Origin of the sequence: Kitasatospora sp. NPDC057738 (genome assembly GCF_042798815.1) — a bacterium.
Classification (GTDB): domain Bacteria; phylum Actinomycetota; class Actinomycetes; order Streptomycetales; family Streptomycetaceae; genus Kitasatospora; species Kitasatospora lactacystinica.
Map to the genome: position 1 here is coordinate 1 of NZ_JBHVJT010000106.1, position 26,757 is coordinate 26,757.

Here is a 26,757-nt window from a genome sequence, read left to right on the forward strand (position 1 = left end):
GGGCGGAGGAGGGGGGGGACACCGATCCGACGTGGCGTACAGCTTCGTCTTCTCCCCGCCTGAGGACGGCCGCCAGAGCGTCACCGTCCTGCGGGCCACGGGCGAGCAGGCCCGCTCCCACGAGGCCCTCGGCCAGGAGCTCTTCATCGACGTGCCGGTGAACTTCGGCGCCGAGACCACCGCGGCGCACTCCGCCGGACAGGCCCTACGCACCGTCCTGCCGGGCGTCGGGCCGAGGCGGCTTCGTGCCGTGCCGCCCCCGGAGCCCGGGGAGGACTGCGGGTGCCGTACTCGGCTTCCGCCATCAGTTGCTCAAGGGCGGCCCGACCAAGCAGCCCCCGGGGCGGCGACCGGCCCCCGAGGGGCGCGGCGCGGCCCCGGGGGCTGCTTGCGATTCAAGGATGGAGGGACTTCGTGGAGCAGGTGTCACATGGCGACGGCCTTCACCGCGTCGGGGGACTTCTCCCGAACACCGGGACGGTACAGCGCGAAGGTCACGACGAGCCCGACGGCCGCGAGGCCGGCCGCCCACCAGTACGCGGTGGAGTAGCCGTGCAACGCCGCCCCGGCGATCACCTCGGGCGTGGCCTGCCGGCTGCTGAGATAGCTGCCCGCGGCGGTCGCCGCGAGCGTGTTGAGAACGGCGATCCCCAACGAACCACCGATCTGCTGCGAGGTGTTGACCGCCGCGGAGGCCACCCCGGCGTCATCCTCGTGAACCCGGTAGGTGGCCAGGTCGATCGCCGGCGCGTAGACCAGGCCGAGACCGAGGCCCAGGACGAGCAGCGGCGGCAGAATGCCTCCCGTGTAGGTGCTGTCCAGATCCAGGCGGGTGAACCAGACCATGCCCACGCCCAGCAGCGCCATCCCGAGGGGAATCACGATCTTCGGCCCCATTCGGGGCATCAGGACCCCCACGGCCAAGGCGGAGGCAACGACCAGTGCGGCGGGGATGGGCAGGAAGGCGAGCCCCGCCTCGACCGGGGTGTACTTGAGCGTCTGCTGCATGTAGTAGGCGAGGAACAACGCGACCGCGTACATGCCTCCGGTGGCGACCAGAATGGCGATCTGGGAGGCGCCTCGATCCCTGTCGAGGAGGATGCGCAGGGGCAGCAGCGGCCCGGCCGTCGTCGACTGCCAGTACGCGAAGAGGGCGATCAGGGCGAGGCCTCCGACCAGCAGACCCCAGCTGGCGGGAGAACTCCACCCGCGCGACTCGGCGTTGGAGAACCCGTAGACCAGGCCGAAGAGCCCCAGGGTGACGAGTACCGCACCGGGGACGTCGAGCTTGGGGCGCTGCTCCGCCCGCGACTGACGCTCGATCAACAGCAGACCGCCCAGGAGCGCCACCGCTGCGAACGCCAGGTTGATGTAGAGGGTCCAACGCCAGGTGAGGTACTCGGTCAGCAGGCCGCCGAGCAGGTTGCCGAGCGCGCCGCCGGCGCCCGCGATGGCACCGAAGATCGCGAAGGCCCGGCCCCGCTCCTTGACGTCGGTGAAGATGGTCGTCAGCAGGGAGAGGGCCGCCGGGGCCAGCAGGGCACCCGAGATGCCCTGGATCGCCCGGGCCAGCACCAGGAGTTCGAAGCTGCCGGCGGCTCCGCCGAGCGCCGAGGCGGCGGCGAATCCGATGACACCCGCGAGAAAGGCCTGCTTGCGGCCGAAGAGATCGGCGACACGCCCGCCGATCAGCAGCAAGCTGCCGAAGGTGAGTGCGTAGGCGGTGACGACCCACTGCCTGTCGTTGTCGGAGAAGCCCAGGTCGGCCTGGGCGGACGGCAGCGCGATGTTCACGATGGTGGCGTCCAGCATGATCATCAACTGGGCCAGGCCGATCACGGCCAGCGCCCACCACCGCAGCGAGGACCGCGGGGATGGGGGTCCTGATTCGGGCGGGATGCCGGTGAGCTCAGTGGTGGATGCCGACATGGCGGTACCACTCCGTTCGAAATAGATTGACTAACTGGATGGTTAATATTCCGAGGCAAGGCTGCCCGAGATCCGACGGTCCGTCAACACGACTTCGGGCGAAGAGCGATGGCCGGATGCGACGGAGGTCCGCGAGGGTCACTCCGCGAGTCGGATCCGGATGCCCACCGCGCGGCACCCGGACCCCTTCAGTCGGCTGCCCAGCAAGCCGACCCGCGCGACGAGGCCGTACTTGCGCTTCATCAGGTCGAGGTAGTGGACGGTGTCCCGGTCGGCGGGCAACTCGGCGACACCGGGCACGGATTCCCCCTTCGGGACTCCCCGCCAGTTGCAGGGGGCGACGGTCACTCGGCCGCTGTTGCGGATCCGTTTGACCTTGCCGGCGTCGGCCGCGCTCCACACGGCCAGGCAGTCCCCGTCCCCCATCACCCACACCGGAGTGGGCACGGCCCGCCCATCCCGGCGGAACGTCGTGAGAAGTACGTACCTGGATGCCGCCAGTCGTTCAACCGAACTGCCCGGCAAGGATGCTGAGGCGGATGGTGAGGTGGTCACCGCGATAGCGTAACTGGTTAGTTAACTCACTGTCGCCGCGAACCGACGTGGCGCCCGTCCCCAAGATGAGGAGTGCTGCGTGCTGAACTTCGCCTTGGCCGTGCTCGCCGGATTCGCCCTGGGCACCCCGGCCGTACCCTTCGGCCTCTCCTCCCTCCCCCCGCCCGTCGCGCTCGTCGCCGTACTCCTCGGCGCGGCCGGATGCCTGCTGTCCGCCGTCTTCGCGGCCGGGTGGCTGCGTACCCGCTGGCTGCTCTGGCGCTCGAAGCGGCGGCCCGTCACCGCCGGGCCGCCGCCCGAGAACCGCCGCAACTGCCGCAACCGCCTTGACGGCCCCACCGGCCGACGGGCCCGGCGCCTGGTGAACCGGTACGGCGTGATCGGCTTCGGCATCATCGGGCCTGCGCTCTTCGGCACCTGGGGATCGGCCATGCTTGGCACGGCGCTGGGCCTGCCCCGGTGGCGGCTGATCGGCTGGCTGATGGCCGGTGTCACCCTGTGGTGCACCGTCATGCTGCTCGCCTCCGAGGCAGTGATCGACGCCTTCGGACTGCGGTGACGACACACGCTGCGTACCGGTCCCTGATCGCGAGGAGCACGTCGCCGCGGCCCCCGGCCTGCCTCGTCGTGGGTCTGCGCATCGCGCCTACCGTCGGCCCGGTCATCGTCGGGCGGTGACAACTCACCGTTCCGGCGAGGCACTTCTCCCCCTCACCGGTTCACCCGGAGCAAGACCACCGACGGGACTCCCGAACGAATCGCCTCATGTCTCAAACGAATCCACCGTGGTTCCAGCGGCGAACGCGCTCACCTGGCGAGGGCACCGGGTCCTACGCCCCGGCAAGATCCAGTAGGCGCTGTTAGCATGACTCCCATGTCCCGAGCCGAGGCCACGAAGGCGCGCATCCTCCACGCAGCAACCCAGGAGTTCGCGGCGTACGGGATCGCGGGAGCCCGCGTCGACCGGATCGCCAAGGTCGCCTCGGCGAACAAGAACCTCATCTACGTCTACTTCTGCAACAAGGACGGGCTCTTCGACGCCGTCTTCGACGCACACCTCGGGCGCGGCCTCGACATGGTGCCCTTCACGCCTGACGACCTGCCGGGCTACGCCGGGCGACTGTTCGACTTCTACCAGAAGCACCCCGAGGTGCTCCGCCTGGCGACCTGGCACCGACTGGAACGCGGCACTGCCGTGGAACGGGACCCTGCCGTCGCCAAGCAGACCCACGACGACAAGCTCGCCTCCTTGGAAGCGGCTCGGAAGGGCGGAGTGGGCACACCGGGCTTCACCCCGGCCACACTTCTGACCCTCGTCCTGGCCATCGCCTCGGCCTGGAGCCCGACGAATGCCGCGAGCATGCCGGCGACGACTGTCCTGGCGTCGGACCCGGAGGACTGCCGGAACGCGATCATGGAGGCCGTACGGCGCCTCCTGTGAGGGGCGGCGTGCATCACTCGCCTCCGCCACGTACCGCGGTGACCGCACACGTTCGCCGGGTTGCCGGGTCACGCGGCGGGGATGGGTCGGGATGCGCGCACCTGACCCGCTACATTGCCGTGCCGGCGTCAGGGCGGTGCGTTCACGGGCGCCGGAGCGCCGGGTCCGCCCAGTGCGCCACGTCCGCACAGTCCTTGGCCGACCGGAACGCCCCGTCCGCCTTCGCCCACACCAACGCGTCCCACTCGCTCTGGCGATCGGTGAGCCACGGCCCGAGGTCCGGACGCTTCCACGGAGTGATCTCCGCCGAGACGTCCAGGTCCTCGAACGACCCGACAACCTCCCACTCCTTTGACAGCGCATGCCGCGTCGCCGACTCGGCCTGCACCAGGTGCGAGACCTTGCCCTCGTCCCCGTGCGTGTCCGACACACGCGAACCCACCACCGCCCGAACCGGCACCGAAGCCGTCATGATGCTCACACGAGGTCCCCTACCGCCCAGGCCAGCGAGCACCCTCGAACAGGCCGCACTCGAACGGGTGGACCTTTTTCGAAAAGGTGTCGTTCCGCTGGCGCATCGACCTGGTTGTTCTACAAAAACCCTGGCCGACAAAGCCGTCGAGGCCTACGTCGAACGCGCCGCGTCCCACGCCGAGCGGTGGTCCGACCACGCACCGGTCACGGCAGTGTTCGATCTGAGCAACTAGTCCGCAGAAACGGGTAGTTCGACAGAATCAAGAGGCGTCCCCGACCCGCAGCCATTCCACACGTCGGGGCCGCCTCTCGGTAGCAAATACGCCAGCGGCGAAGGAAGTCGCACGGCACTCCCGCAGTGGATTTTTCAGCAAAGCGATTCACGTGACCCTGCTTCCACAAGCGACGCACCTGTCCGCCCCAGATCGGCTCCCCCGACGATCCAGACCCGAACATCCCTCTAGATGTGGCCAGCGCCCGCAACCCCTTGCCCCCCAGCCGCATCGGCCTGTCCGTCGGAGTCGTTCTGGCCAGCGGGTTTCGCGGTTGTCCCTCCGAGGTGTCCACCAGTGTTGTCCTGCGGCCGTGTCCACATCCTCTGCCGCCGCCGGCTGCGGTGTTGCCCGGGCTGGGCACGGGGACGTGCTGAGCTGCTGGTGCAGCTCGGGGTGGTGGCAGTGACGGGGCTGCCGATTCTGCGGCTGCCCCGGGTGGTCGGCTGAGCTGAGACGCGGGTGGTCGGCCGAGAGCTGAGCGGAACCGGCCGCGCCCGGTACGGCAGCAGGGCTCGGACCACGCGTCGCGGTCCGAGCCCTGCCCCGTGCGGTGCCGCGCTGCGGCGGCGGTGCGTCAGCCCTGTACGGAGTCGCTGCCCGCCTGCCCGGCGCCCTCAGCCGTTCCTGCCTTCTCGCGCATCTTGCGCACCAGCTCCGCCTTCTGGTCGGCTGCACCCTGGCGGTCGAGGTTGCGGTGCGGACCGTTGTTCTGCCGTTCGGCGCGGGACTGCCTCTTGCGCTGGCCGCCGCCCATGCCCACGGGGTTGTTGATGTTCTTGCTCATGGTCGTGGGTTCTCCCGGTGGTGAAGTGAAGTGAAGTGATCTACGGATTCATCGGTGAGGGATGGGCGGCGACGTCGAAGGACGTCAGCGGGGGCCCATCACGCGCTCACTCGTAAATCGGGGTCTGGAAGAACATGACCAAGACGTTACCCGGTTCCGTCGGCCTTGCACACCAACCTTTTCGCCGCCCCCTCGTCGGCCGGGCCTTCGGCGAGCGCCCGGGGCCGGCCGGTTCCTTCGGAATCCCAGCGCCGCCAGCACCCGCCAGCACCCGCCGGTCGTCGCCGCCCGCCGTGTCCAGATGGGCGTTGCCGGGCCGCGGGAGCGCTGCCAGTGGTCGCGAGCACACTGACGGCATGAGAGGTCATCTCACGTGCGTCCCGCCGTTGCGGGACAACCCTTGGCTCGGGCAGCGGCGATTCACCTGCCGGTTTCCGTTCCCGCGTCCTTCTGGCCACGCGGTGGACATCGCCCATGGGGAGAGGACACGGAATCTGGGATCCCACACCGCCTGCCGACCGACCGGGACACCCTTCGCTGCCACTCGCCAGCCCGGGCGGATCAGGGGCGACCACCCACCAGATACTGATGGTGATCTTCCGGACGGTGTGTCGTCTTGAGCGTGTCCTCGCCGGCTGGTTCTGACGTGCCTCGCGCACAGCCCCGCACGCTCTGCCGCCACGCCCGGCCGAACGGCAAGCCTTGGACCAGAGTCACCACGTTCAAGAAGGAGAAGCACACGGGACAGCGTGCGCAGCGGGGCAGGGTGTACCGGCGGTGCGGGTGCAAGGACGGGCACGGGCGGCAGTTGGGTGCGTGGTGTGCGCGGTTGCTGCAGGAGGCGGGTCACGGGTCGTGGACGTACTGCGTCGACCTGGCTCCGGAGGACGGCAGACGGCGCACCCGGAACCGTGGCGGGTTCGCGACGGAGGCGGAGGCCGCGCAGGATCTGGCGGCGGTCCTGGACGGTGAGCTGAGCGGGACGTACGAGGAGCGTCGTACCACCGTGGCGGACTACCTGCGGGAGTGGCTGGCCGCGCGGAACGAACGTGCAGGTGGTGGTGGGGCCCGAGACCGTGCAGGTGCCCTGCGCGTGGGCGGTCCCGGACAGCGCCACCGGGGCGATGCCGGCGACACAGAGCATGCTGGCCGCAACGGCCGGCGCGGATCCGCGGCGACCGGCCGAACCGGCACGGCCCCGCTCGCACCCGGGCCCGGCTGACCGGCGGCAGCCGGCCCTTCGCGCTCCAGGCCAGCGACCCTTGTCGCCCGCCCGGTCGGCGGCACCGAGCGGGCGGAGGGCAAGGATCGCCAGCCGCCGGTGGCCGTCACCCCCGCTGGGTGACGGCCACCGGACAGGGCTCACACCGTGGTCACTAGCACGACCACGGCGTGGTGACGTGGCCCGTCACGGTGTCCACCGCCACCGTCCTGCCCTCGCTGGGAATGCAGAAGTAGTAGGTGGGATGCGGGTTCTGCACGACGGGCTCATTGAGGTACAGGGGCTTGAACGCGCCGGTGTGCCCGGCCTTGACGGCCAGATCGTGGGCCTGGACCTCCGTCATGGTGAACGGGGAGATGGCCTGGAGCCCGATCGGGACGCTCCACCGCTGCGTGCTCTGGTACTGACCGGTGGTCGAGTACTTGTACTCGAAGGACGGCTCCGAGTCCTTGGCCCGGAAGCGGATCCACCAGGCCTGGACGTCATTGGGGTTGGTCGTGGGTGTCAGCAGGACGGCGTCCGCGTCGTAGAACTGCGAGCCGGGGTGCTCCTGCTGCGCCTTCACCTTGGCCTCCCGCACGATCTGTGTGAGCGGGAGGTGGGGTGCCGCGCTGGCGGTTGACGGGGCGATCGGCAGCAGCGACAGGGCCGTGGCGGTCGCGGCGAGCCCGATCCGTGCCCGAAGGCGGCGGCATGATGTCCGGCACCCGTTCAGTGCGGGTGCCGTGGGCGTGCGGGCGGTGCGCGTGGTGTTCATGTCCTTCATCTCCTTCGACCCGGACCCTGCGTGGTCACGGTGGAAGTCGACTGCCGGGTTCGGCGTGAGCGGTGGCCGACGGGCGAGAGGTCCTCGGCCGGGCTCCGCGGGGATGCAGCCTCCCGGGGTCCAACGGTAGGAAGGTCTCCGGGCGCCGTCTCCTGGCCGTCATCCTCGCTGAGCCGAACAGGCGAACCTCTCACCCGGAGCGATGCCCGTCCGGGGTTTCGCCACGCGGTCCCGGCCGGTGGGCCCGATCCTGTGCCGCTCCTTGATCATCGCTGACTGTCACAAGGTGGTGACACGATCTTCTCGAAGTGGGCGTCCCAGCCGACGAGCCTGTAGATCGTCCTTCAGGCTGCGCTCCACCCACTCCAGGGCGATGTAGTACCGCTCCAGAACCGGGTCCCAGCCCGACTGGGGCCCGGAGGGTGGCCACTCCGGAGTGTCAGGGTGGCCCACTCGCGGTCGAGGGCATCCACGGCGGTGCTACCAGCAGCCGACGGTAGAGGCCAGTACTCCAGCTGTAGATCTTGATCTTCATAGTTTTTGGGCTGCTTGCCGCTGGTAGTGGCCGGTGCGGGCGCGTGCTTGGTGCCGGCGCCGCCATTCCGACCAGCGGAGCCAGTGGGCGAGGTCGCGGACGGGTTGGGTGAAGAAGGCTGCGAACAGGCGTCGGATCTCGTTGCAGGTCAGCGGGCTGAGGTCGGCCGCCGCTATGTTCGTGGCCCGTTCGATGGCGGCGGTGACGGTGAGGAAGGCGTGCGCGAGTATGGCCAGGGTGGTCCAGCGGTGCCAGGAGGTCCAGCGGCGGACCTGGTGCTCGTAGAGTCCGGCCAGGCCTTTGGTGGCTTGGAAGGTTCTCCTCGACGGTCCAGCGGCGTCCGGCCACCTTGACCAGCGTGGTGAGCGGGATCGGGCGGGGCGAGTAGCAGCGGTAGAAGGCGAGTTCACCGGTGCGCCGGTTGCGTCGGACGAGCAGCCACCGCTGGCCGGGGCGCCCGGGCAGGCTGTCGATGTCGACCTGGGCCCAGTCGTAGAAGCGGTGGCCCTTGGCCGCGGCTCCCGCGGACAGCCGCTGTCAGGCACGTTTCGGCAGGCCGTGGGCCAGCGCGCCGGCGCGGAAGACACCCGCGCGGGTGGCGATCGGCCGCCTGCGTGAGACGGCGAGGACGTAGCCGATCTGACGGCCTTCCAGCTCGGCGCTCAGGTGTGGGTCGCCGCCGTAGACCTCGTCGCCGGTGACCCATACGGCCGAGACACCGGCGTCCAGGGCCTTGGCGATCATCTCGGTGGCCAGGGCGGGTTTGGTGGCGAACTTCAGGCCGTCGGGTATGCCGGCGGCCCGGCACCGGTCGGGTCCTGGGTCCAGGAGCGGGGGGGCGTAGAGGCGGCGGTCGATGGCGGCGTGCCCGGCCGAGGCTGAGTAGACCAGGTAGACAGCCACTTGGGAGTTCTCGATCCGTCCCGCGGTGCCCGTGTACTGGCGCTGTACCCCGACGCTCGCGGTGCCCTTCTTCAGGTCCCCGGTCTCGTCGACGACCAGCACAGCGTCCTCGTCGCGGAGGTGGTCCGCCACGAAGTCCCGTATCTCGTCCTGGATCTGGTCGGCATCCCAAGACGCCCGGCTGAGCAGATGCTGCATGCCGGCCGGACTCGCGTCACCGGCGTGCTCGGCGATCGTCCAGCAGTTCTTCCTCGGCAGGTCCGCAAGGAGCCCCAGCACGAACGCCCGCGCCCGGCGACGAGGTTCCACAACTGCGTAGGACTGCGCGACCCCTGCCACCCAGCGCCGAGAAACCGCTGGGCATCGGTTCGGCCTTGACCTACGATCGCGCGAATGATCACTCATGGAGCGATACTCGACGCCGCCCTCGCCCGGATCACCGCTGGTTACGTGTTCCCCGAGAAGGCGGCGGCCATTGAAGTGGCAATCCGGAACCGGCTGGCGGAAGGCGCTTATGAGAGCCTGGACGAGCGGGGGCTGTGCGAGCGGGTCACGGAGGACTTGCAGGGGGTGTGTCCGGACAAGCACCTGCGGCTGTTGTGGAGCGAGGAGCCGCAGTCGATGGACGAGGAGCCGGAGGACGTCGCCCGGGCCCGGTTCGAGCGGTACGCACGGGAGAAGAACTACGGAATCCGGCGGGCGGAGCAGCTCGACGGCAACATCGGCTACCTCGATCTGCGCATGATTCCCCCGGCCGGGGTGGGCGGTCCCGCGATCGCGGCCGCGATGCAACTGGTCGCTTCCACCGAGGCGTTGGTCATCGACCTGCGGCAGTGCAGCGGCGGTTCGCCGGAGGGCGTGCAGCTGTGGTGCAGCTACTTCTTCGCTGACGACGAGGTGCACCTCAACGACATCTATGACCGGGCTACCGACTCCACCCGCCAGTACTGGACCCTTGGGCACCTCGCCGCGCCACGCTATTCGGACCGGCCGGTGGCGGTGCTGACCAGCGACTTCACGTTCTCCGGTGGGGAGGAGCTGTCATACAACCTGAAGGTGCTCAAGCGTGCGACGCTGGTCGGGCAGACGACGCGTGGTGGCGCCCACCCGACGGCTCGGATTCCTGTTGCGCCGCATGTGACGGTGACCGTGCCGGCGGCCCGCTCGATCAATCCGGTCACCGGCACCAACTGGGAGGGCGTCGGCGTCGAGCCGGACGTGGCGGTTGCCGCTGAGGACGCGCTGGAGAAGGCGCTGGAACACCTTCGCGCGTAGTTGAGTCCCCGGCTGCTCGGTCCTGAGCAGCCGGGGGATTGGCTATGGTGTGTTTCCGAAGTGGATCATCCCGTGACGGGATATGAGCGTCCGTCAGATCCCCCCCAAGCGGGCCAGCAGCTCCAGCAGAGCATTGAAGCCGGCGCTTTCGTCGCTGATCCTCAGCTTGGCCAGTTGGGTGCCGTCCTGATCGACCAGCGCGATGTCGTGGTGGTTCTCGGCCCAGTCGATGCCGCAGCGCTCGCGAACACCTGCGTCAGGGCCTACGTCGAACGCCCCGCCTCCCATGCCGAACGCTGGAGCGACCACGCACCGGTATCAGCCTTCTTCGACCGCGACCAACTCCATTGAGTTTTTGCGAAGTTCGGGCAAATGGCGTCGGCTGCTGCGGTCGTCACGCGACCTGCCGGGAGCGATGACCGCAGCTGCCACGTCCCCCGCGAATGGGGCTACGCGGTGATCGCCATTCTCTGAGTGGAAGTCAGCTTCTCTTCCGGGAAAGCGTCGCTTTGCAACAGTCACGATCGGGCGGCCAGCGTACGCACAGGCCGAACGGGACCAGCTTGGTGACGCGGCCTCGCAGGACGCTGCCGACCTTATCGACCCATGCCAGCCAGGGGTTCAGCTGCAGGGCGATCAGGGACAGGACAGCCTGGCCCGGCGACCAGGACGAGCCAAGTCGAGCCCCGATGGTCAACGACGTCCTGCATCGGGATATGTCGCACCGGGGCGCAGGCTTAAAGGTCCTGACGAAGGCGTTGGACGTGTCGGTTTAGCGGTGCACGGTGTTGCGGCTCCAGCCCCGATGCTTCGCGACGACGCGCTGGCTCATCCCGCGTACCCGCCATGCTCCCGCTCCACCGGGACCCCCGTTTCCAGGCCCTGTACCAGCGGATACGCGTCACCCAGGCCGACCTCGACGAGTTCTACTGGCTGCACCAGGAGATGCAGACCATGTCGAGGGAGGCCCAGAACGCGACCGTCGACAACCTCGGCCGCCTCGACACCGGGGTCTCCCCACTCCCCAAGGCCCCCCTGCCCACCCGCGAACCGAACACCCCTAGCGTCCTGATCACCCGCCTCGACCTCGCCGCGATCCAGACCGCGCTCCAACAGGCCGCCATCAAGGCGGAGTTCCAGCGCAGCGCCGGAAACACCGCCCTCGACCTCATCAACGGCACCTGGGACCACCCCGGCGCCCTGCACGACACCTGGTACGCCGACGACCTGGACACCCGCCGCCAACGAGCCGCCGAAGCCCGCGCCTCCATCCCCCACCCCGCCGCCTCCACCACCTCACCCCGGCGCCGTGCGGTACGACGCCAGGCCCCTGGACCTCCAGGGCCCCCTGACCACGTCGCCTTCCTCCGGCCGCCTTCGAAGCACGACTACACCGCGGTCGACGAGTTCCGCGGCGTCCGCTCCGCCGACCCGGCGAGCGGCCCCGGCGAGCGGCCCCGGCGCACCGGGCGACCTTCCCCTCGGCTCCAGGGGTGCGAAGCGGTGCCGATCAGCGAAGGCGAGGATCCGTGGTCCCAGGTCGGCGGCCGGGACGTTCGAGCAGCGCGGCGCCATCGGTCCCGCGGTGCCCGCCCGGAGAATCTGACGGATCGCCATGGATAGTCGCTACGCTGGGACAGAGCCACGGCCGGGAGGGGACGGGAAATGTCGTTCAGCTACTACGTCTACGTCAGCGACAGCAAGGTCGACATGCTGTTGCCGCAGATCGACCCCGGGTTCGGGGCGAAGCGCCAGACGGAGCTGGGCGTGAATCTCACGGTGCTGTCGGCGAAGCGAACGACCCAGGGCCCGTCCGATGACCGGATCCGCCGGCTGGAGGCCGTCGTCGAGTACCTGCGCGATCACGGTGACCTCGGCTCGGTGGACGAGCCGGGCCAGTTCTTCTGGGGGATGCTGCCGATGCGCTGGGGCGCGTTCCCCGGTGATCCCACCTCCTCGTTGGTGTTCTTCGGCGGGCGGAGCGAGGACACCGTCGTCGGGCTGGGCGGCTCGTACAAGCACGTGTGCGACTCCGTCCCGGACGCCGAGGCGCGCGGGGTGGGGCGCTCGATGATGTCATCGATGCTCGACGGACTGGGAGCCACCTCGGACCTGGAGGACGAGTACGTCGCCGACGCGGTGGACGGCGACGTCGACCGGGCCGACCGCGCCGCGCTCGCCCGGGTGCAGGGCGCCGTGGCGAGCCTGCGCTGGCCGACGCAGAACGTCGAGTTCGTGGCCAAACGCCTGCTGCACGGCGACAGCCCGGACGGAACGGCCAGGTCGGTGCTGCTCGGGACACCTGTGTACGTGGCCACCATCGGCTGACGGCGATGGCGACCTGGCGCCGCGGCGACGTGGTCCTCGACCTCTACGAGGTCCTGGACGTGGTACGCACCGGCGGCATGGGACTGGTGCACCGGGTCCGGCACCGCGGCTGGGAGATCGACCTCGCGGTGAAGACCCCGCGCCAGGCCCTGGTCCGCTCGCTGGACGCGATCCGGGACTTCGCACGGGAGGCCGAGGTGTGGGTCGGGCTGGGCCTGCACCCGCACATCGCGAACTGCGTCTACGTCCGGACCGTCGACGGCGTGCCCCGGGTCTTCGCGGAGTGGGCGGACGGCGGCAGCCTGGCCGAAGCCGTCCGGAGCCGGAGCCTCTACCGGAACGACCCCCTGGGATCGCTGCTGGACGTCGCCATCCAGTCCGCGTGGGGGCTCGACCACGCGCACGCGACCGGGGTCGTGCACCAGGACGTCAAGCCCGCCAATGTGATGCTCACCCGGGACGGCACGGTCAAGGTCACCGACTTCGGCATGGCCCGGGCCCATATGGCCACCGGGGAGGGCGCCGGGGACGCCGCTTCCTTCGTCAGCCGCGGCGGCCTGACGCCCGCGTACTGCTCGCCCGAACAGGCGCGCTCGCCGGGCGGGCTCACGACGGCCACGGACGTCTGGTCCTGGGCGGTTACCGTGTTCGAGATGTTCCTCGGCAGGCCACCGGTGGCGGACGGGACCGAGGCCGGCGCCGCTTTCGCCGACTTCGCCCGGGTCGGGGCCCCGGACGCGCTCGCGCCGCTGCCGGCCGAGGTGGCGGACCTGCTTCGCGAGTGCTTCGCCGAGGACCCGGCCACCCGCCCGGACCGTCTCGGGCCGCTCGCGGAGCGCCTGGTCCGAGTCCACGAGCGAGAGGTCGGCCCCTACCCCCGGCGTGCCCCGGCAGCGGCCACCCTGCTCGCCGACGGCCTGTCCAACCACGCGCTGTCCATGCTGGACCTCGGCCGTCGCGACAGCGCCGAGGAGCTGTGGGCCCGGGCCCTGCGAGCGGATCCGCACCACCCGCACGCCCGCTACAACCGCGGCCTGCACCGGTGGCGGACCGGGGTGATCACCGATGCCGAGTTGGTCGACGAACTGGAGTCCGTGCGGTTCGGGGATCCGGGTGACGGTGCGGGGGCGTATCTGCTCGCACTGGTGCACCGGGAACGCGGCGACCCGGTCGCGGCGGCCGCGCTGCTGCGGGAGGCGGCTGCCCGGATGCCTGGCGACCCGCAGGTCGCCGCCGCGCTCGCGTCGGTCGAGTCTGCGCCCTCGCCCGCGCAGTCCGTCCTGCCGGAAGAGCACGAGGACTGGATCGCCGCCCTCGCGCTGACCCCCGACGGCCGGGTCGCGGTCTCGGCCGACCGCTCCGGTGGGCTGCGCGTCTGGAACGTCCCGGCACGCGAGTGTCGGCAGCAGCTGCGGCTGGACGGATACCTGGCCTCGACCCTGGCGGTGCGCGACGACGGACAGCTCCTGGTCGTCGCCGGGGGAAGCGGGGGAGCGCTCGTGCTCGACCTCGAAGCCGGGGCCGGCTTCGAGCTTCCCGGCAACCTCGGTCGGGTGACCCTGGCCGCGCTGACGGCGGACCAGCGGCACGTGGTCACCAGCGACTTGGAGGGCGAGACTGTCACCTGGGACCTCGGGACGGGCCAGGCCCTGGACGTCCGGCGGTTCGAGCGGCAGGCGGACGTCCTCGGCGCCCAGGGCACGTTGTGTTCCGTCATCGACCACCGGCGCCGCACGCATTCCGTGTACGACGTCCGCACGGGCGAGCTGGTGCACCGGTTCGACGGCGTTCTGAGCGGAGCGCGGTTCAGTGGCGACGGCCGCCTCGCCGCGATCGGCCTCGGCAGCACCGACGTCCGCTTGGTCGATCTCGCATCCGGCGAGACCCAGCGGAGCCTGAAGACCGGCTTCGGCCGGATCGCCGTCAACCAGGACGGCACGGTCGGCTTCTCCAGCGGCGGCCGCGACGAGCCGTCACGCGTCTGGGACCTGGACACCGGCCGGTGCCGGTTGTCCCTGGACCCGGCGCCCGACACCAAGGAGGTCGTACTGAGCGCGGCCGGGCGGGTCGCCGTGACCGCCGAGGGCAAGTCGGTGCGAGTGTGGCAGCTGCCGCCCGCGGGGCCGTCGGCACCGTGGAGCTACGTCCGCCCGCACGAGGCCCCGGCCATCGCGGCCATCGCCGCGCGGGCCGCCGAACTGCTGGCGGAGGCCGCCGCGCTGGCCGGTGCCGGCCGGCCCAGCGACGCGGCCGCCCGGATCCGCGCCGCCCGCGCGCTGCCCGGGCACCGGCGCCACGCCGATGCGGTGCGCCTCTGGCGACGGCTCGGTGCCCTCGGCCGCCGGACCGAGCTCGCCGACGCCTGGACCGCGGGCCGGATCAACTTGGAGGACGGCCGGTCGTGGGCCCTGGAGTTCAGCGGCTGCAGCCCCATCGTGCTCGCCCGCAACGGGAACGACGCCGAAGCATGGGTCTTCGACGTCGGGACCGGGCAACTGCTGCACACGCTCAGCCTGCACACTGGCCTCCTCAGTGCCGTGGCGATGACCGCCGACGGCCGGCTCGCGGTGTCCGGAGGCGAGGACGGCCGGGTGGTCGCCTGGCATCCGCGCGACGGGCGGATCGTCCAGTTGTTCACCAATCCCCGCGACCGCGTGTACTACGTCGCGGTCAGCCGGGACGGCCGAGTGGCTCTCGCGGGAACCGCCGGCGGCGCGGTCACGGCCTGGGACATCGGCAGCGGCCGGACCATCGGGCGCTGGAAGGCGCACCCGGGGGCGGTGCTGGACGTGGCCGCTGGTGCCGATCACCGCTACGGGATCTCGCGCGGCCAGGACGTCAGCGTGAAGATCTGGGACCTGTGCGACGGCGAGCTCCGGTGGGTGCTGGGCGGGCACCAGGAGTGGATCGGCGCCGCGCGGCTGAGCGACGACAGCCGGTTCGTGGTGACCGGTGGCGCCGATGCCGCCGTGCGGGTCTGGCGAACCACCGACGGGCAGTGCGAGGCCGTGCTCACCGGGCACACGGACGCCGTGGTCGACGTCCTGCCGAGCCCGGACGCGCGGCAGGTGCTGTCCGGCTCGGCGGACGGCACCGTCCGGCTCTGGGACGTCGCCGCCGCTCGCTGCGTCCGGGTCCTGGCCGGGCACACCGGCCCCGTGCTGACCCTGGCCGTCACACCGGACTTCCGGCTCGCGGCGACGGGCGGGGAGGACCGGACAGCCCGGTTGTGGGACCTGGCGACCGGCAGTCAGTTGCGGTCCTTCACCGGCTTTTCGGGTGCGGTCACGCGCGTCGAGCTGGCCCCCGACGGTGCCCTGCTCCTCGCTGGCGAGGAGCGCGGGCGCCTGCTGACTTGGGCCCTGGACTGGGAGTACGACTTCGACTCGGCGACCGGCTCCCAGCTGGAGGCCGAGCCCGTGCTCGACGAGCTGCGGACCGAGGTGGCCGTTCCGATGCCCTCCCGTGCGGACAGCCGCCCGGCGCTCGCCGAGGCATGCGCCCGCCTCGGTCGCCGGCAAGGTCAGGCCGCCACCCGTACGTTGGAACTCGTCGGCGAACTGGACAAGATCTCTTCGCGCACCGAGACCGGCCACTCGCTGTACCGGCACGGCGTGGCCAAGGACGCGGCGAGCCGGGACCCGACCGACACACCGAGCACGGCCGAAGGGCTCGCGCTGCTGCTCCGGCCGGAGGCCGAGCTGAACCGGTCCGAGGGGTTCTGGACCGGCGTCTTCACCGAGCAGCTCCAGGACGACCTCGTCACACTCGCTGAGGCCGCCCTGCTCCTGCATCGCGAGGGCGACCTGGCCGCGGCCGAGCACGCCTGGCGACTGGTCGTCGACGTCCGCTCCCACCTCTGGGACGCCGGCCACGTCGAGACCCAGGGCGCGATGCTCGGCTGGGCCGGGGTCCTCACCGATCTACACCGGGTGCCGGAGGCGCTGGCGCTGGTCCGGGCGGTGACCGGGGAGCGCGCCCAGGACCTCGGGCCGGACCACCCGGCCACCCTGGAGGCGACCGCGAGGCTCGCGTCCCTGCTCTCGGCGAGCGGCGAGCAGGCGGAGGCGGAACGGGTGTACGCCGATCTGCTGCCCCGGCTCGTGAAGCGCTTCGGCCGCGACGACGGACGGACGCTCGACGCCCGGGTGGGGCTGGCGCGGGTGCACCACCGGCTCGGACGGCCGGGCGACGCCGAACCGGTCCTGCGCGAGGTGTGGGCGAAACGGAGGCTGCGGCTGGGCGACGGCCACCCGGACACGCTCGCCGTGCGGGCCGAGCTGGACAGCGTACGCGGTCAGGCGCCGGAGAAGCGGGCACCGCGGCGATGGAGGAGGTGGCGATGAACCCGGGTGGGTCCAGTATCGAAGCCCTGATCATCGGCAAGGTGTTCATGGGCGAGATCGGGGCGTTCTTCCCCGTCGGCATGACGTTGCGGGGCGACGAGTTCGAGGCCGTGTTCATGATGCGCGCCAGTCAGCTGGGGCATCGGACCGCCGGCCCGTACACGCCCGACCGGCTACCGGTCGACGCGATGAACTGGGCCAACCTACGGACGGGGATCGGCATAGCGGGGCACTTCCCCTCCTTCCGGATCGACGCGAGCGGCCTGTGGCCGCGCATCCACGTCGAGTTGCTCGGTACCGCCGTACGCGGGCTGATCGTGATGCCGGAGGAGGTGACCGCGGAGTCGGTGAACGCGCCCTACCTCGGTGAGTGGCAGGAGCAGATCTCCTCCTCTGTGCGGATCGCGCTCGACTACATCACCCAATGGCTCACGACCTGTCATTACCAGGCCGGTGGCACCGAGCCGTCGGTCGACCTCGATCTGGTGTACCGGCCGGACGACGGCTACGAGGACCGCCTCGCCGGGGTCGACGAACGGGTGCGGGAACTCATCCCGCCGGTACGCCCGGTCTTTGAGCTGCGTTGGCGCTCCGCGAGCCCGGCGCAGCGCAAGGCCTTCGCGAAGAACCTGAAGGGCGCCCGAAGGACCGGGGCCCGGTTCCACCGCCGACTGGGCCTGCGGATCGGCGATGTCGAGCTGGAGGTGCCGGGCTGAGGCTGGCCGCATTGAACCCGGCGAACGAGGTCGGGCGGGCGGCTGCCGGCCCCGGCTGAAAAGGTGTCCATCCGCTGGCGCGTTGACCATCTGATGGCTGCTCAGGTGTGAGGCCAATCGTCAATCCACGTGGCCACCAACGGCTCGACCCCAGCCGTACCCCTGCCTCACCTTCGTCAGGCGCAGCCCGACGGTTGCCGGCCACGCGCCGGTGACGATGGTGTACGGCCCGAACAACTGACGGGCAGGTAGGACTACGTCCAGGAATGCCCCTCGACCTGCGGAAGCCCCGGCCGCGACCCGCCGCGACCCGCCTCGGCCCGGTAACCACCGGGGCGGCCTCGCCGTCGAGCGTTTCGAGCGCAGAACGACGGCGCAGGCGCACCCCCCGACCACGACGGAATCCGGCCGACGCCTCGGCATGGCGTCGGACCGAAGGTAGTATCGGTTCCCGCACTGACTGACTGTCAAGTGCGCGCAATTCATTGGAAATTGCTGGCGGGGGCGTCAGCCGACCCCTCAGGTGGGAGCGACGTGGGAAGTCGCGCCGAGCCACGCCCCCCGTGCCACACCCTCCGCACCGGAATCGACCACCGAATCCGGTAAGAACCAGAAAGCGTCCATTGGTTGCCATCGCACATTCCGAGCTCGACGTCTTTCCACTCTGCCTCGGCGGCAGCGTCTTCGGATGGACCGTCGACGAGCGGACGTCCTTCCGCGTCCTCGATGCCTACGCCGCCGCGGGCGGGAACTTCATCGACACCGCCGACTCCTATTCCCAGTGGGCCCCCGGAAACACCGGCGGGGAGTCCGAGTCCATCCTCGGCAAATGGCTGGCCGCGCGCGGTCAGCGGGACCGTTTCGTCATCGCCACCAAGGTGGGCCGACTGAACGGACTGTCCGGGCTCACGGCGAAGGTCGTCCACCAGGCGGTGGAGGAATCCCTGCGCCGTCTGCGGACGGATCATATCGACCTCTACTACACGCACGCGGACGACCCGGAAACTCCCCTCGAAGAGACCCTCGCCGCACTCGACACGCTGATCACGGCAGGAAAGGTGCGCCATATCGGCGCCTCGAACATCAGCGGCCCCAGGCTGGCCGAATCCCTTGAGGTCTCGAAGCGTTCGGGGCTCGCCTCGTACGTGGCGGTCCAGCCTCCCTACAACCTCATGGAACGCGAGCCCTTCGAGAGTGGGATCGCCCCGGTCTGCGAGCGCGAGGGCGTCTCCTGCGTCCCGTACTTCGCCCTGGCACAGGGCTTCCTGACGGGCAAGTACCGCGAAGGCGCACCCGCCGTTCCCAGCGTCCGCAGCGACGCGGCACAACCGTACGGCGAAACGCCCCGCGGCCGCGCGGTGCTCCGGACGCTGGACACGATCGCCGCCGAGCACGGCACCGCCCCCGCCGCGGTGGCCCTGGCCTGGCTGAGGGCGCAGCCCCATGTCGTCGCTCCGCTCGCCAGCAGCAGGACGCCCGAGCAGCTCGCCGAACTGACCCCGGGGGCGACCCTGGAACTCTCCCCGGCCGAGGTTCGCTCGCTGGATCTCGCTTCACGGACCACCGCGGCGGACCACCATGCGCACGTCGGCTGAAGGAGGAGGAGCCGCCGTGACCCTCACCCCCCACACCTCCCTGATCGGATTCGACGCCCTCAAGTCGTTCATCTCAGTAGCGCGCGATGAATACGAGGCCTGTACCCCGCAGGAACCACCCTCCTGTTTCGCCCTCCTGCTCGGCACCGTCGACGACGGTGTCGCGGCCATCACCTCGGTCCAGTTCGCGACCAACGTCCGTGCCACCGACCCGATGGCGCTCGAAGAGTTCTCGCGCTCCATAGAGCCGTGCTTCGGAAGCGCCTACCGAAACCCCCGCCGGGGATTCTGGTGCAGCTCGCAGGATCTGCTTCGTATTCACCGGCAGGCGGACCGTGACGGGGTCGAGATCCTGGGCTCCATCCATCTGCATCCCGACTGGCACCGGATCGGCCCACCCGAAGAGCGCGGGCTGCGAATAAGCGAGGAGCCGACGCCGATGGACCGCTACATGTTCGACAACAGCCGGTACCCGGTGAACATGATCTGCTATCTGGAATCCGGCCCGCAGGGGGTTTCCGCCGCACTCGCGGCATGGGGCCCTCCTCCTGAGGACGAGGTCGCGGCGCCGTGCCCCCGCCTCCTTCTGAGGTTCAGCGTGTCCTGAGGAACGGCAGGCTCACCCCCCGCCGCCGGCGGGACTCCGCCCCGGTCACGCTCGCGGAGGTGACCGGGGCGGGGCCGCCGGTCCACCCCCGGGTGAGTACCGCCGGGGCGGACCCCGTTGCCGCGGCGGTCGCGTGCCACACACCATCACACTGGGCGGCACACGAACCCACTGAGCCGCGCGCAACAGAAAGCCGCAGGTCGCGGGCCCGGCGCGCCCCGATGTCGGTGGACTCACGCTGGTCATGGGCGGATGACCTTCGCGGAGATCGTCGGTCAGCGGGCGGAATCGTCACACGCGTGCCTTCCGGCCGGGCAGCAGTCCTCCTCCGCCTTTCGGGCCGGCGCCGATCAGGACCACCGGTGACGTGCGCCGATCCGCACCACCGCCGCGCCACCGCTGTGTCCGCGCCGTCCGCTGCCGCTCCGCCCGGGGTTCGACGGCCGGAGTATGTCATCATGTGATGACATCGCATGATGACAACGGGTGGCACCTCCCATCGGACACGGCTGGATTCCGGGGACTTCCAGCCCCCGGTTCGACCACTCGATCTCCGACGAAAAGGACACGCCGATGGAGACCCTGTCGACGCGCCGTGAGCGGGCGCTGGTGCCCGTCCTGGTGTTCCTCAGCGCAGTGGTGGCGGTGATCAGCAGTCTCGGCGCGCCGATGATCCCCACCATCGCGGCCGTCGACCACGTCTCGCTCTCCGAGGCCCAGTGGTCCCTGACCATCACCATGCTGGTCGGAGCGGTCACCACCCCGGTGCTCGGCCGTCTGGGCGACGGACCGCACCGCCGTACGGTCACCCTCACCGCCGCCGCCGTGGTGGTGCTCGGCAGCGTGCTGGCCGCGCTGCCGCTCGGCTTCGGCTGGCTGGTCGCGGGGCGCGCGCTGCAGGGGGTCGGGCTCGGACTCACCCCGCTGGCCATCGCCACCGCACGGGACAGCCTCGGCCCCGCGGCCTCCCGCTCGGCGGTCGCGCTCCTGTCCATCACCACCGTCGCCGGCGTCGGCCTCGGCTACCCGATCACCGGCCTGATCGCCGAGTCCTTCGGCATCCACGCGGGCTTCTGGTTCGGCGCCGTGATCAGCGCCCTGGCCCTGCTGCTGGCCGCCCTGGTGCTGCCCCCGACCAGGGACCGCGAGAGGCGCCCGCTGGACGTGCCCGGCGCGGTGCTGCTCGGCCTGGCCCTGGTCGGCCTCCTGCTCGTGCTCAGCGAGGGCGAGACCTGGGGCTGGGACAGCGCCCGGCTGCGGACGGTGGCGGTCCTCTCCCTCCTGCTGCTGGCCGGCTGGCTGTGGCACGAGCTGCGCACCGCCCACCCGCTGGTCGACCTGCGCGCGCTGCGCAACCCCGTCGTCCTGACCGCGGACGTGGCCGGCCTGGTCGCCGGCGTCGGGATGTACCTGCTGATGTCACTGGTGATCCGCTACGTCCAGACCCCGACCTCCGCCGGCTACGGCCTCGGCGCCTCGGTCGTGGTCGCCGGCCTCGTCCTGCTGCCGTTCTCGGCGGCCAGCCTGCTGTCCAGCAAGGTGGTCCCCGGGCTCGCCCGGCGCACCTCCTCCGCCCTGGTGCTCCCGCTGGGCTGCGCGGTCTCGCTGGTGTCGGTGCTGCTCTTCCTGTCCGCCCGCGACCACCTCTGGGAACTCATGGTGGTGATGGCGATCGCCGGACTCGGCGTCGGCTGCACCTTCGCCGTGATGCCCGGGCTGATCGTCAACGCGGTGCCGGCCCACGAGGTCGGCAGTTCGGTCAGCTTCAACCAGGTGCTGCGCTACGTCGGCTACTCCACCGGCAGCGCGCTGTGCGGCGCCGTGCTCCAGGCGCACACCGCGCCGGGACGGCAGCTGCCCACCGACAGCGGCTACCGGGACGCGGCGCTGATCGGCTGCGCGGTGTGGGTGGTGATCGGCCTGGCTACGATCGTCCTGCCGCGGCTCGGTGCCGCGACCGGCTCCCGGAAGGGTGCGCGCGTGGACGAGGGGCTGATCGTGGAAGAGAGCATCGACGACATGGTTGTCGGCGGGAGCGAGGCAACCGTCCTGCGGGCCGGGGCAGAGCGGTGACCGACGCCACCCCCGAGGCCGGCGCAGCCCCCGAGGCCGGCGGGTCCGCCGCCGCGAACGGCGGCGGACCGGAGCCCGCGGCACCCCGGCGCCGCGACGCCGCCCGCAGCCGGGACCTCCTGGTCCGGGCGGCGACGGAACTCTTCGCCGAGCGTGGATTCGAACGCACCACCATCCGGGAGATCGGCGACCGGGCCGGCGTCGACCCGGCGCTGATCGCCCGGTACTTCGGCGGGAAGACGCAGCTCTACCTGGCCGCCGTCCAGATGGAGCTGGGCGACACGGCACCGGCCGACCTCCTGGAGGAGGACCGGCTGCGCGGCCTGCTGGAACGCTTCTCCCGGCGCGGCCCCGGCCCGACCTTCCAGGCCGCGGTGCTGCCCGGCGACAACACCGAGGTGCAGCGGGCAGCGCGCACCTACCTCCACGAGCGGCTGGTGCGGCCGCTGCAGGACCGCTTCACCGCCGAACAGGCCGACCGGCCGCGGCTGCGGGCCGAACTGGCGGCCGCGGCCTTCGCCGGGATCGTCCTGGCCCGCACGAGCGGCGCGTTCGGCGAGCTCGCCGAGGCCGACTCCGAGGACCTGCTCCCCCTCCTGCACGACCTGCTGGCCGCGAGCCGGCCCGCCCGGTAGACCGTCCGCCGCTCCGGACCCCGCCGCTCCCCCGCCGCTCCGAACCCCGCCGTGGGCGGCCTGCCGGGCCGCCGCGACAGCACTCCGGCGGTCGGCCTGTCGGTGGGCCTCGCTACTGTTCCTTCCCTGATCAAACGTATCGAGGAGAGGGGCGGAGCTGTGCGGCGCTGGGAGTTCGTCGAGGGCGGCTCGGACAAGTTCTGGGAGGCCGCGGTCGACGGTGCCGCGGTGACCGTGCGCTACGGCCGGTCCGGCACCGCCGGGCGGGAGCAGGGCAAGGAGTTCCCGACCGCGGAGGCCGCGCAGGCGCACTTCGCCAGGACGGTCGCCGAGAAGGAGCGCAAGGGCTACCGGGAGACCACCGCCGGCGCGGCGCCCGTCCCCCGGCCCGGCGCGTCGACCCCGCAGGCCCCGCAGGCCCCGCAGGCCCCGGCGACCCCGCCGGCCGCCGCCCCCGAGCTGCCGGACGTCCCGGTCGACGAGGACGCCTTCGTCCTGCCGGACGCCTGGCGGAGGGCCCTGGTCCCCCGCCGGGGCGGCGTCTCCCGCCCGCCGGCCGCCGCGGCGAAGAACGCCGTGGACGGGTACCACGCCTCGCTGCGGCGGATGGACGACTGGCTGGAGCAGGCGCTCACCTCGAACCTCAGCGACGCGGACCTGGTGGAGGCCGCCCGCGCCCACCGCTCCGGCAGCCGGAACCCGGTCGGCGCGGCGGTGCTGGCCGCGGTGTTCGCGGTCTCCGCCGACAACAAGGTCCGGACGGCCGCCGACGCCTGGGTGGCGGAGTTCGGCCTGCCGTTCGCGGCCAGGGCCACCGCCGAGCTGTTCACGGTGGCCGTCAAGACCGATTGGAACGGCTCACGCGCCGTGAACCCGCGCGTCCGGCGCGCGGCCACCCGGGCGGTGGCGGCGTACCGCCCCGCCGCGGATCGTGTCCGGTCGCTGCTGGCGGCGTGCGACGAGGAGACCCACCGCACGGCGGTCGAGGCCCTGGCCGGATGCCGGACCGACCTGTCCCGCCTGGTGGCGGCGGCGTACCTGGTGCCGTCCGAGTCCGACTGGGCCGAGGAGTGCGTGACGTCGGGCGCGCGGCTGGACTCGGCCGAGTGGTCGATGCTGCTGTGCTCGCTCTCCTCGGCCGAGCCGCTGGAGAAGCTCCCCCAGCTGCCGAGCCTGGGCTGGGACGGCTGGTCCACCGAGATCATCGCGACCGTGGCGGAGGGTCTCCAGGGCGGCGCCGCACCGCTGCTGCTGCACGCCCTGGCCAACAACCACCTCTACAGCGACAAGCAGAAGCAGCTGCTGAACGCGATCGCCGAGCTTCCCTCCGACCAGGGCTTTCGGGGGCTGCTGGCCCATCAGGAGAACGGCAAGGCGGCCCGTGGAGCCCTGGTGGCGGCCATGCGCCGTTTCCCCCGGCGTGCGCTGCGCCTCCTCGCGGAGGCCGCGGCGGCGTCCACCGATCCGGCCGCGCAGCGGCTCGCCCGTCAGCTCCTCACCGCCCACGTCGCCGCCCACCGCGCGACCGCGGTCGAGCTGCTGCCGGAGCTGGCGCCGGAGCAGGCAGCCTTGGTCGGGCCGCTCACCGATCCGGGCGACCGGGTGCCGGACGTCCCGGCCGGTTCGCTGCCGGAGCTGTTCACCAGCCCGCCGTGGACCCGGCCGCGCTCCACGGCCAGGCCCCGCGTGCTGACCGGCCTCACCGCGCCGCAGGAGACGCGGCTGCGGTGGCTGCCGGGCGAGCGGGAGGCGTGGGCGGTCTCCGAGTCCTGGTACGCGAGCTGGTCGGACGCCGACTGGCAGCGGATCGCCGGCACGATGCGGGCCGGGGACGGGCAGTCCGACGCCGCGCGGCACTACTCCAACCGGCACGAGGAACTGGCGCTGTTCGCGTACGGCGACGAGCAGCTGGGCCGTCCGCTGATCGCGCAGTGGCGGGGCGAGGAGTACATCTGGGACGCCACGGGCGCGCTGCGCCGGGTCGCCGCCCGCTTCGGGCCGGACGCGCTCGGGCCGATACGGGCCACCGCGCTGCAGAACCCGGCCGCGCACGCGTCCCTGCTGCTGCCGTACCTGGACGTCCGGGTGGCCGAGACGATGGCGGACTGGCTGGTGCGTCTCAAGTCGGCCGGGGACACCGCCCGTTCCTGGTTCGTCCGGCACGGCCTGGACGCGGCCCGGCTGCTGGTTCCGGCCGCGGCCGGGAAGGCCGGAGCGGCCCGGCGCAACGCCGAGCACGCCCTGCGGCTGATCGCCGCCGCGCACGGCGCCCCGGCGGTGCACGCGGTGGCCGGCGAGTACGGGCCGCAGGCGCAGGAGGTGGTGGGCGCGCTGCTGTCGGCCGACCCGCTGGTGAACCTGCTGCCGGCGAAGCTGCCCCAGCTCGGCGACTGGGCCGAGCCGATGATGCTGCCGCAGCTGCTGGTGCGCGGCGGCGAGGGCGCGCTGCCCGTCGAGTCGGTGCGGCACGTGCTCACCATGCTCGCACTGTCGAAGCCCGGGGCGTTCTACCCGGGCCTCGACCAGGTGGCGGAGGTGTGCGAGCCGCAGTCGCTGACGGCCTTCGGCTGGGCGGTGTTCGAGCAGTGGCGGATGGCCGGCATGCCGTCCGAGGACGGGTGGGCGCTGCACGCGCTCGGCCGGCTCGGTGACGACGGGACGGTCCGCCGGCTGACGCCGGTGCTCCGGGCGTGGCCGGGCGAGGGGGCGCACCACCGCGCGGTGGACGGCCTGGAGGTGCTGGCCGCGATCGGCACCGACGTGGCCCTGCTGCACCTGCACGGCATCGCGCAGCGGGTGAAGTTCAAGGCGCTCAAGGCGCGGGCGCAGGAGAAGATCGCCGAGGTGGCGGCCGGGCTCGGCCTGTCCGGGGAGCAGCTGTCGGACCGTCTGGTGCCGGACTTCGGGCTGGACGCCGATGGCACCACCGTCGTCGACTACGGCAGCCGGACGTTCACCGTGGGCTTCGACGAGCAGCTCAAGCCGTACGTTCGTGACGCGGACGGCGCCCGCCGCAAGGACCTGCCGGTCCCCGGGGTGAGGGACGACGCCGAGCTGGCGCCCGCCGAGCGCAAGCGTTTCGCCGCGCTGAAGAAGGACGTCCGCACGGTGGCGGGGGACCAGATCCGCCGGCTGGAGGAGGCGATGATCACCCAACGCTCATGGACGGCGGAGGAGTTCGACCAGCTGTTCGTCGGGCATCCGCTGCTGTGGCACCTGGTGCGCCGGCTGGTGTGGCTGGCCGAGGCGGACGGCGCCACGACGGCGTTCCGGGTCGCCGAGGACCGCACCCTGGCGGACGTCGCGGACGAGGTGTTCGTGCTGCCCGCCGGGGCCACCGTCCGGCTGGCCCACCCGCTGCTGCTCGGTGCGGAGCTCGCGGCGTGGTCGGAGCTGTTCGCCGACTACGAGATCCTGCAGCCGTTCCGCCAGCTCGGCCGCCCGGTGTACGCGCTGACCGACGAGGAGCGGGCGGGTCACCGCCTGACCCGCTTCGAGAACGGTCCGGTGCTGCCCACCACCCGGCTGGTCGGCATGGAACGGCGCGGCTGGCAGCGCGGCGAGCCCCAGGACGCCGGCGTGGAGCGCTGGCTGTCCCGCCGGGTCGGGCCGGACCGCTACGTGGTGCTCGCACCGGAACACGGCATCGCGGTCGGCATGCACGACGTGTATCCCGAGCAGCAGGTGGAGAGGGTGTGGCTCGACACCCGCCCGGGCGACTACTGGACCCACAACCGCACCTTGCCGGCCTTCGCCGAGCTCGACCCGGTGATCGCCTCCGAGGTGATCGCCGACCTGACCGAGCTGACCGAGCCGACCACGCCGTGACGGCGCACCACCTCGCCGACAGCCACGCGAACCACCCCGGGAGGGCCGCCATGACCACCACCGCCGAGGAGCGGCTCCAGCGGCCGCCCGCCGAGATCCGGTACGCCGAGGAGCTGGCGGCGCTGCGCGCCGAGGACCGCGACCCGCGCCCGCCGGGCTGGGAGCTGAGCCTGCGCGCCGCCCGCCGGTTCATCGTCGGCGACGAGGCGGCCGGCATCGCCCGCAAGTTCGTCGGCGATCCGGCGCTGGTCGAGCGCGCCCTGGTGACCCTGGCCACCAACCGCGGCCTGCTGCTGGTCGGTGAGCCGGGCACCGCCAAGTCGCTGCTGTCGGAGCTGATCGCGGCGGCGGTCAGCGGTACCTCCCGGCTGACCGTACAGGGCGGCGCGGCGACCACCGCGGACTAGCTCAAATACCCGTGGAACTACGCCATTCTTTTCTCCCCGGGCCCCTCCACCCGCTCCCCCGTG

18 protein-coding genes and 3 pseudogenes are annotated in these 26,757 nt (G+C 71.6%); 14 read left to right on the forward strand and 7 right to left on the reverse strand.

Features of this window, described 5'->3' with window-relative positions:
• Positions 1-426: 426 nt before the first annotated feature.
• A complete protein-coding gene (locus ACFVGO_RS36525; RefSeq protein ID WP_380636439.1) occupies positions 427-1,929 on the reverse strand; it encodes an MFS transporter in 1,503 nt (500 codons plus the stop codon).
• 138 nt (positions 1,930-2,067) lie between these two features.
• Positions 2,068-2,484, reverse strand: a complete 417-nt coding sequence (locus tag ACFVGO_RS36530; protein ID WP_359899648.1) for a PPOX class F420-dependent oxidoreductase — start codon at positions 2,482-2,484, stop codon at positions 2,068-2,070.
• Positions 2,485-2,563: 79 nt separating this feature from the next.
• On the opposite strand from ACFVGO_RS36530, the gene ACFVGO_RS36535 reads away from it, so the two are divergent.
• Positions 2,564-3,043: a hypothetical protein gene (locus tag ACFVGO_RS36535; protein WP_380636442.1), complete on the forward strand. Its 480-nt coding sequence runs from the start codon at positions 2,564-2,566 to the stop codon at positions 3,041-3,043.
• A 315-nt stretch (positions 3,044-3,358) separates the two neighbouring features.
• Positions 3,359-3,925, forward strand: coding sequence for a TetR family transcriptional regulator (locus tag ACFVGO_RS36540; protein WP_224279321.1), 567 nt, complete (start codon positions 3,359-3,361; stop codon positions 3,923-3,925).
• Between the two features lie 142 nt (positions 3,926-4,067).
• Here ACFVGO_RS36540 and ACFVGO_RS36545 read toward each other — a convergent pair whose 3' ends face one another.
• A complete protein-coding gene (locus ACFVGO_RS36545) occupies positions 4,068-4,397 on the reverse strand; it encodes a recombinase family protein (protein ID WP_380636464.1) in 330 nt (109 codons plus the stop codon).
• Positions 4,398-4,495: 98 nt separating this feature from the next.
• Between ACFVGO_RS36545 and ACFVGO_RS36550 the strand changes: the two are divergent.
• Positions 4,496-4,632 (forward strand): annotated as a pseudogene (locus ACFVGO_RS36550) (exodeoxyribonuclease III); the annotation flags it as partial.
• Positions 4,633-5,248: 616 nt separating this feature from the next.
• On the opposite strand, the gene ACFVGO_RS36555 reads toward ACFVGO_RS36550, so the two are convergent.
• From ACFVGO_RS36555 to ACFVGO_RS36565, 3 genes and pseudogenes are all read right to left on the reverse strand, one after another.
• Positions 5,249-5,458 (reverse strand): DUF6243 family protein, encoded by a 210-nt coding sequence (locus tag ACFVGO_RS36555; RefSeq protein WP_380636444.1) that lies wholly within the window; start codon positions 5,456-5,458, stop codon positions 5,249-5,251.
• A 1,376-nt stretch (positions 5,459-6,834) separates the two neighbouring features.
• On the reverse strand, positions 6,835-7,437 hold the full coding sequence (locus ACFVGO_RS36560) for a hypothetical protein (protein WP_380636446.1): 603 nt from the start codon (positions 7,435-7,437) through the stop codon (positions 6,835-6,837).
• A gap of 540 nt (positions 7,438-7,977) precedes the next feature.
• A pseudogene (locus ACFVGO_RS36565) lies at positions 7,978-9,223 on the reverse strand (IS701 family transposase).
• A 54-nt stretch (positions 9,224-9,277) separates the two neighbouring features.
• Between ACFVGO_RS36565 and ACFVGO_RS36570 the strand changes: the two are divergent.
• Positions 9,278-10,159 carry a S41 family peptidase gene (locus tag ACFVGO_RS36570; RefSeq protein ID WP_359899652.1) on the forward strand — a complete coding sequence of 294 codons (882 nt, stop codon included), beginning with the start codon at positions 9,278-9,280 and terminating at the stop codon, positions 10,157-10,159.
• A gap of 93 nt (positions 10,160-10,252) precedes the next feature.
• Here ACFVGO_RS36570 and ACFVGO_RS36575 read toward each other — a convergent pair whose 3' ends face one another.
• A complete protein-coding gene (locus ACFVGO_RS36575) occupies positions 10,253-10,447 on the reverse strand; it encodes a transposase (RefSeq protein WP_380636449.1) in 195 nt (64 codons plus the stop codon).
• Between the two features lie 558 nt (positions 10,448-11,005).
• Here ACFVGO_RS36575 and ACFVGO_RS36580 point away from each other — a divergent pair.
• The 10 genes and pseudogenes from ACFVGO_RS36580 to ACFVGO_RS36625 form a co-directional block, all read left to right on the forward strand.
• Positions 11,006-11,782: a hypothetical protein gene (locus ACFVGO_RS36580; protein WP_380636451.1), complete on the forward strand. Its 777-nt coding sequence runs from the start codon at positions 11,006-11,008 to the stop codon at positions 11,780-11,782.
• Positions 11,783-11,824: 42 nt separating this feature from the next.
• Positions 11,825-12,487 (forward strand): DUF7019 family protein, encoded by a 663-nt coding sequence (locus tag ACFVGO_RS36585; protein WP_380636453.1) that lies wholly within the window; start codon positions 11,825-11,827, stop codon positions 12,485-12,487.
• A 5-nt stretch (positions 12,488-12,492) separates the two neighbouring features.
• Positions 12,493-16,833 carry a protein kinase gene (locus ACFVGO_RS36590; RefSeq protein WP_380636455.1) on the forward strand — a complete coding sequence of 1,447 codons (4,341 nt, stop codon included), beginning with the start codon at positions 12,493-12,495 and terminating at the stop codon, positions 16,831-16,833.
• Entirely contained in the window at positions 16,830-17,549 is a 720-nt protein-coding gene (locus ACFVGO_RS36595; protein ID WP_380636457.1) for a hypothetical protein, read from the forward strand. Before ACFVGO_RS36590 ends, ACFVGO_RS36595 begins: the two co-directional genes overlap by 4 nt.
• Positions 17,550-18,172: 623 nt before the next feature.
• Positions 18,173-19,144, forward strand: coding sequence for an aldo/keto reductase (locus tag ACFVGO_RS36600; RefSeq protein WP_380357128.1), 972 nt, complete (start codon positions 18,173-18,175; stop codon positions 19,142-19,144).
• 16 nt (positions 19,145-19,160) lie between these two features.
• Positions 19,161-19,751 (forward strand): hypothetical protein, encoded by a 591-nt coding sequence (locus tag ACFVGO_RS36605; RefSeq protein ID WP_359899659.1) that lies wholly within the window; start codon positions 19,161-19,163, stop codon positions 19,749-19,751.
• A 573-nt stretch (positions 19,752-20,324) separates the two neighbouring features.
• Complete coding sequence (locus tag ACFVGO_RS36610; RefSeq protein WP_380636460.1) at positions 20,325-21,824, forward strand: MFS transporter; 1,500 nt, start codon at positions 20,325-20,327, stop codon at positions 21,822-21,824.
• The gene (locus ACFVGO_RS36615) at positions 21,821-22,459 is read left to right on the forward strand and encodes a helix-turn-helix domain-containing protein (protein WP_380357136.1); all 639 of its coding nucleotides are present in this window, start codon (positions 21,821-21,823) and stop codon (positions 22,457-22,459) included. Before ACFVGO_RS36610 ends, ACFVGO_RS36615 begins: the two co-directional genes overlap by 4 nt.
• 159 nt (positions 22,460-22,618) lie before the next feature.
• Positions 22,619-26,287, forward strand: a complete 3,669-nt coding sequence (locus ACFVGO_RS36620; RefSeq protein ID WP_380636462.1) for a WGR and DUF4132 domain-containing protein — start codon at positions 22,619-22,621, stop codon at positions 26,285-26,287.
• A gap of 50 nt (positions 26,288-26,337) precedes the next feature.
• A pseudogene (locus ACFVGO_RS36625) lies at positions 26,338-26,757 on the forward strand (AAA family ATPase); the annotation flags it as partial.